Origin of the sequence: Alteromonas sp. KUL150, assembly GCF_009811475.1 — a bacterium.
In the GTDB taxonomy this organism is placed as follows: Bacteria; Pseudomonadota; Gammaproteobacteria; order Enterobacterales; family Alteromonadaceae; genus Alteromonas; species Alteromonas gracilis.
This window is the reverse complement of sequence record NZ_BLIJ01000004.1, coordinates 1-5,777: the sequence shown is the minus strand read 5'-3', so window position 1 is coordinate 5,777 and position 5,777 is coordinate 1. Positions and strand designations below refer to the sequence as shown.

At 44.9% G+C, this 5,777-nt stretch carries 5 protein-coding genes; 2 read left to right on the top strand and 3 right to left on the bottom strand.

Annotation, left to right across the window (positions count from 1 at the left end; all coding sequences use genetic code 11):
* Positions 1-215: 215 nt before the first annotated feature.
* Together GVO62_RS00895 and dnaQ are read right to left on the bottom strand one after the other, a co-directional pair.
* Entirely contained in the window at positions 216-1,715 is a 1,500-nt protein-coding gene (locus GVO62_RS00895) for a TIGR03503 family protein (RefSeq protein WP_159117348.1), read from the bottom strand.
* A 136-nt stretch (positions 1,716-1,851) separates the two neighbouring features.
* Complete coding sequence (dnaQ, locus tag GVO62_RS00890) at positions 1,852-2,556, bottom strand: DNA polymerase III subunit epsilon (RefSeq protein ID WP_120959714.1); 705 nt, start codon at positions 2,554-2,556, stop codon at positions 1,852-1,854.
* 97 nt (positions 2,557-2,653) lie between these two features.
* Between dnaQ and rnhA the strand changes: the two genes are divergently transcribed.
* Positions 2,654-3,124: a ribonuclease HI gene (gene rnhA / locus GVO62_RS00885; protein ID WP_159117347.1), complete on the top strand. Its 471-nt coding sequence runs from the start codon at positions 2,654-2,656 to the stop codon at positions 3,122-3,124.
* Between the two features lie 211 nt (positions 3,125-3,335).
* On the opposite strand, the gene GVO62_RS00880 is transcribed toward rnhA, so the two are convergent.
* The gene (locus tag GVO62_RS00880; protein ID WP_159117346.1) at positions 3,336-4,313 is read right to left on the bottom strand and encodes an NAD(P)H-quinone oxidoreductase; all 978 of its coding nucleotides are present in this window, start codon (positions 4,311-4,313) and stop codon (positions 3,336-3,338) included.
* 152 nt (positions 4,314-4,465) lie between these two features.
* Here GVO62_RS00880 and GVO62_RS00875 point away from each other — a divergent pair, with 152 nt between their 5' ends.
* Positions 4,466-5,659: a class I SAM-dependent rRNA methyltransferase gene (locus GVO62_RS00875; RefSeq protein ID WP_159117345.1), complete on the top strand. Its 1,194-nt coding sequence runs from the start codon at positions 4,466-4,468 to the stop codon at positions 5,657-5,659.
* Positions 5,660-5,777: the final 118 nt, after the last annotated feature.

The following is a 5,777-nucleotide window of genomic DNA, read 5'->3' as shown; positions in this document are numbered from 1 at the left end:
ACATCTTCAATGTTATCAGTTAGTTGACTTGGCTTATGTTGCCCTGTCCCCTGACTGCGGCGCAGATAATACGTATTCCCCCATGTGGAGTCAACGCTTTTTATTAATAAAATTGTCATCTGCGGTTTGTTTGCCTGTTAAATAAGCATTATGTCGAAATAAAATTCAATGTGGATAAATTAGCGACGGTGATTCTCTTATATAAATCGATTTGACTAAGCGCCGTCAGAATTTTTCTTCTTTTTAAACATGCCCAATATTTTTTTGAAGCCCTTAGGCTGTGCTTCCATTGTAATATCCGCATCAGTTGTTTGTGTGGGCTGCTTAACCGCAGCTTTCATCGTTGAACTTGATTTAGCAGTACTTCTTTTCTTACGCACAACAATAATCACAACCGCTGCAATAACACCAATAAGAACAATTGAGCCATTAACGACAACCAACAACAGCGTTAAGGTGCCTTCATCAATTTCATCTTCATCAATAGCACTATCTTCAATCACTGTGTTATCGGCCATTGGCGCAATGATAGGTGCGCTTCCGTCAACTATCGGGTCTTCCCCATTTATTAACGGGTCTTCAACTTCAGGCTCTACCGGTCCTTCCGCTACAAAACTAAATTCAGGCACATCTAAAATAAAGTCTCTTCCATCAACGGTAGCACCGTATGCGGTAACTTTTACGCGGAAAATGCCTCTTTCGTAAGCTACAATAAGATGCTCTCGTGGTTCGCTACCTCCCTCAGTAAGAGAGAAGTTCTGCATGTCTGCATTAGGGAACTTAACTTTTCCGTCCACCAACAAAGATTCGATGTCTACCAATTCCCTATTAACGTCAATAATAATTTTATGATAGCCATCACCGCCACCATTCATCTCGACATTAATTGACACAGGGTTGTCATGAAGCACGATAGGCGTGCCCTCTTCCTCTCGGGTATACATAGGCGTAGTGACTCTGAAGACAGGTTTCCATTCGCCAGCGGCAACTTTTAAATTAAATTGCCCTGTGAAAATACCGTCGGCGGGTCGCTCGTCCATTCCCCTCCCATCATCGCGAAAGGTGGCGATAGTCTGATCTCCAGTTCCAAAGTTACCAAAATTAGGGTTGTTGGTACTTTTAAACTCAATATCAAGCTCCACGACGTCTCTGAATTGTTTATGCTCAATTTTTTTACCGTTATTGGTAAGGTAGGCCGTTGATTTCAGGATTTCACCAGCAAACAGTATCTCAGGCAGAGGGTCTGCGTGAAGTTCAATATTCGATAAAACCATGACTCGACTTTCTGGTAGCACTTGGCCGACTGCCTGCCATGGCCCTGGTACCGGATCTTTTATTGTGATCATGTCAAAGGTATCAGAATCAAACCACTGGACCTTTTCTTCATCGAAACGCCCTTGAAATAGCTTTGAGCCATCGGGTCTAACTAAAACGACAGGGGCGGAGCCATACTCGCGAAAGAAAACCATGGTGATTTCCTTTATATTGTAGTCAACGCGGAAACGATTCTGTAAGAGCTTGATCGAATTCGTGTAGTCGTCGCCTAGCTCGGTAAGCACAGACGTGTCGACAGACTGATTATTTTCTTGAGTAGTTTGAAGCACGCTGTCAGCAAGCTGACGCGCAGCGTCTCGCTCATCTTCTTGAGACTGTGCTGCAGCAATAGAGTAAATCAATGATGCTAAAATAATTACCCAATAAAACCACACTCTCACGCTACGCTGCTCCTGCACTCTAATGGTGTGTTAAATATGATGTGAAATAGCAAATACCCGTCCGCATCGACTACGAACATTTTAACTCTCGCTGACTGAGTAATTATCTATGCGAACTAGTATTAGACCCCTCTTCTTACTGAGGACGCCATAGACATTTCCCCCCCGCCTTTTCAACAATATCTAAGCGAGCTTCATGCTGTGTTAACTCATCGGCGGTAGCTTTAACAACCTTTAATTTATTTGCACTGCGAACGACTCTGCGAATTGCAGTAGAGTCAGTCTCACTGCCTCCTGATGATGCGAGTTTTAATTTAGTTTGGCCACCGGTCATCAACAGATAAACATCGGCGAGTATCTCAGCATCGAGTAAGGCCCCGTGGAGGGTACGGTGGCTGTTGTCTATGCCGTAACGCTTACACAGTGCATCAAGGTTATTTTTCTGCCCAGGATGCATTTGGCGAGCAAGGGTAAGTGTATCCAGAACATCGCAAATTTTGCTGGTAATAACGCCCGACGTTGACGCCTCCATTTTGAATTCATGATCCATGAAGCCCACGTCGAACGGCGCGTTGTGAATAACCAGCTGAGCACCTTTGATGAAACTAACAAATTCTTGAGCAACTTGTGAAAACGTTGGCTTATCGGCAAGAAATTCGTTGGTAATACCGTGAACTTCAATAGCCTCTTGCTCTATGTGGCGACCAGGGTTGATATACACATGAAAGTGATTCCCCGTTAATCGGCGGTTTACTAACTCAACACAGCCAATTTCGATAATACGGTGGCCTTCTTTGGGGTCAATACCAGTGGTTTCAGTATCGAGTACAATTTGGCGCATGGAACCTCTACTATAATTACGCTTTCATTTTTTGATAGTATATCAACCCCTTCGCAATCCGCTAAGGGAAAAGACAAGATAAATTAAAGGAAGCGTTGTGGCTCAAAAAACCATCCATATATACACCGACGGTTCGTGTTTAGGTAATCCGGGGCCCGGCGGCTACGGTGCCGTACTCATTTATAAACAGCATAAAAAAGAGTTGAGCGACGGTTTTTCACATACTACAAACAACCGAATGGAGCTTCTCGCGCCTATCGAAGCACTTAATAGTCTTACTGAACCATGTAAAGTAGAACTTACTACCGACAGTCAATACGTAAAAAATGGTATTAATCAGTGGATCCATAACTGGCGTAAGAATGGCTGGCGTACCTCAGATAAAAAGCCAGTAAAAAACGCGGATTTGTGGAAGCGTTTGGATGAAGCGGTTAAAAAGCATGATGTAAATTGGCATTGGGTAAAGGGCCATTCTGGCCACCCGGAAAACGAACGTTGCGATGATTTAGCAAGAGGCGCCGCAGAGGCTAACCCTACGAAGGTAGATGAGGGTTTCGTCAGTAATTAGCATGAGCACAAGGGCTTAGCATGATCACAAAGGCAAAACGTTTTGGATTGAAATTACCTCATGCCCCTTTCAACTGATAACGATTTTGCCCAACCTTATCTATATTTAGAAAGAAAGTGGGGCGATATCTCACATGAGATAACGCTCCTTTGAATACCCTAATACCCTCTCTATTTTTGACGCTGGCAAGCAGGCTTCCCAATAGTCTCCCCTACCAAGAAACCACTAATTTCCCTTGGGTATCATTATTTTCTAATCTGGCATGGGTCTTACTGACGTCATCAATATGATAATGTGTATCAATATTTACTTTTAACTCACCACTTTCGAACGCGGGTAGGCACACAGCCGCAAAATTTCGAATAAGCTCCGCCTTATAATCATCACTGCGATTTCGCAGCGTAGTGCCAATGATTGAGGCACGCTTTCCAAGCAACAACGCCATATCGAGATTATCTGCATAACGTCCTGCCAGCATGGCAAGATTAACCACTTTGCCGTCTTGTTTAAGCACTTTTAGATTGCGATTAAGGTAGTCTCCTCCCACCATGTCCAGCACCATATCTACACCTTCGGGCCATGCATTGTTGAGCACTTCATCGAACGCTTGTTGTTTGTAATTTATTATGTGTTCCGCACCATTTTGCTCACACAGCGACAGTTTCTCTTTGCTCGATGCCGTTACTGCGCTATGTACTCCCCAATAGCGACATAATTGCGTAGCCGCCAAACCAACACCGCTAGCACCGCCGTGAATGAGAGCACGCTGAGCAGGTTTAATGTGAGCTATGGCACGCAAGCATTGAAATGCAGTAAGGAACACCTCGGTAAGACCGGCAGCTTCGAAAAATGGCATTCCTTCAGGGATAGACATAAGGTGAGCGGGGTTTACCAAAACTTCTGTTGCGTATCCGCCACCTGCAACTAAGCCAAAGACCTTATCCCCTTCTTTAAACGTACTTACATCACTGGCGACTTCAGAGACCACGCCCGCGACTTCTAAACCTAAAATTTCACTCTCTCCTGGCGGTGGCGGGTATTTTCCCTGACGCTGAAGTGTATCGGCTCTGTTTACCCCAAACGCCTTTACGTCTACTTTTACTTTACCCTCTGACAAGGAGTAGCCTTGACGTTCATTTACGGTCAGCGCCTCGGGTTTGCATCCTTTTTCGAAATTCACATAGTGCATAGTGATAACTTATCCTTTTCAACAAAAGATTCGGTACGTATTTTCTTGACGAACAGTTTGGGTTTCTTTCGAGTTTATTCAACACAGAGCACACGAAATTGCGTATAATCGCGGCTATTCGCAGTACCGCATAACATATTACGAGAGCCCATATGTCAGCACAGGTTATATTACAACCATCTAGAGATAAATCACTACGCCGCAAACACCCTTGGGTTTTCGAAAGCGCCGTGGCTGAGTTAAAAGGACGGGCTCGCGTTGGCGATACGGTAGACGTGTACGATTCAGAAGGCGACTGGTTAGGCAAAGGCGCATATTCGCCAGAATCAAAAATCCGCGTTCGCATGTGGACGTTTAAGAAAGAGGAAAGCATTGATAATGGTTTCTTTCTGCGCCGTCTAGAAACCGCTTTAACATTGCGTAAACGCCTTTTTGACCCGAGTAAAACCAATGCCTTTCGTTGGGTTGCCTCAGAGAGTGATGGCCTTCCCGGGGTAACAATAGACCTTTACGACAATGTCGCCGTAGTTCAACTGTTAAGCGCTGGCGGTGAGAAACACAGAGATAAAATAGTCTGGGCTATCACCAAGCTTATGCCCGACATTCACATCTATGAGCGAAGCGATGTGGATGTACGCAAAAAAGAAGGGTTAGAGCCTGTGACAGGCGTACTTCATGGCGAACCGCCCATGCAGGTAACGGTTTTAGAAAACGGCATCAACATTGTAGTGGATATCGAAAACGGCCATAAGACGGGTTTTTATTTAGACCAACGAGACAGTCGTGCAGCCGCCGCTCATTACGCAAAAGACGCAGACGTACTTAATTGCTTTAGCTATACAGGTACGTTTTCATGCTACGCCCTATCAGGCGGCGCAAACTCGGTGACCAACGTCGACGTGTCTCAACCAGCGCTAGATTTGGCTAAACATCACATTGCAATAAATGGTTTAGACGAAAACAAAGCGCAATATATCAATAAAGATGTGTTTAAAGCGCTTCGCGAGTATCACGAACAAGGTAAGCAGTTTGATATGGTTATTCTTGACCCACCGAAGTTTGTAGATAGTAAAGCAACGTTGAATCGCGCTGCGCGCGGATATAAAGATATCAACATGTACGGCATCCACGCAGTCAAGCCTGGCGGGCTGCTGCTTACGTTTAGCTGTTCTGGGCTAATGCCTGCCGATCTCTTTCAAAAAGTCGTCGCCGATGCCGCGCTCGACGCAGGTCGTACCATAAAGATCATCGCACGTTTAAATCAAGCGTCAGACCACCCTATTATCGGAACTTACCCAGAAGGGTATTACCTAAAAGGGCTGGTTTGTGAAGTAACCGACGATTGATACAAAAGCGCCTGTACAGAATATGCACAGGCGCACGTTTATGCTCGTTATTGAAAGAAAATTTTCTCATTGAACGCCGCTGGGCAACACTACATTAAGATGCGAACGTAATACCAGT

Excerpts from the sequence above, each read along its gene's own strand:
- dnaQ (WP_120959714.1), bottom strand. The coding sequence starts at position 2,556 with ATGCGCCAAATTGTACTCGATACTGAAACCACTGGTATTGACCCCAAA.
- GVO62_RS00880 (WP_159117346.1), bottom strand. The coding sequence starts at position 4,313 with ATGCACTATGTGAATTTCGAAAAAGGATGCAAACCCGAGGCGCTGACC.
- GVO62_RS00875 (WP_159117345.1), top strand. The coding sequence starts at position 4,466 with ATGTCAGCACAGGTTATATTACAACCATCTAGAGATAAATCACTACGC.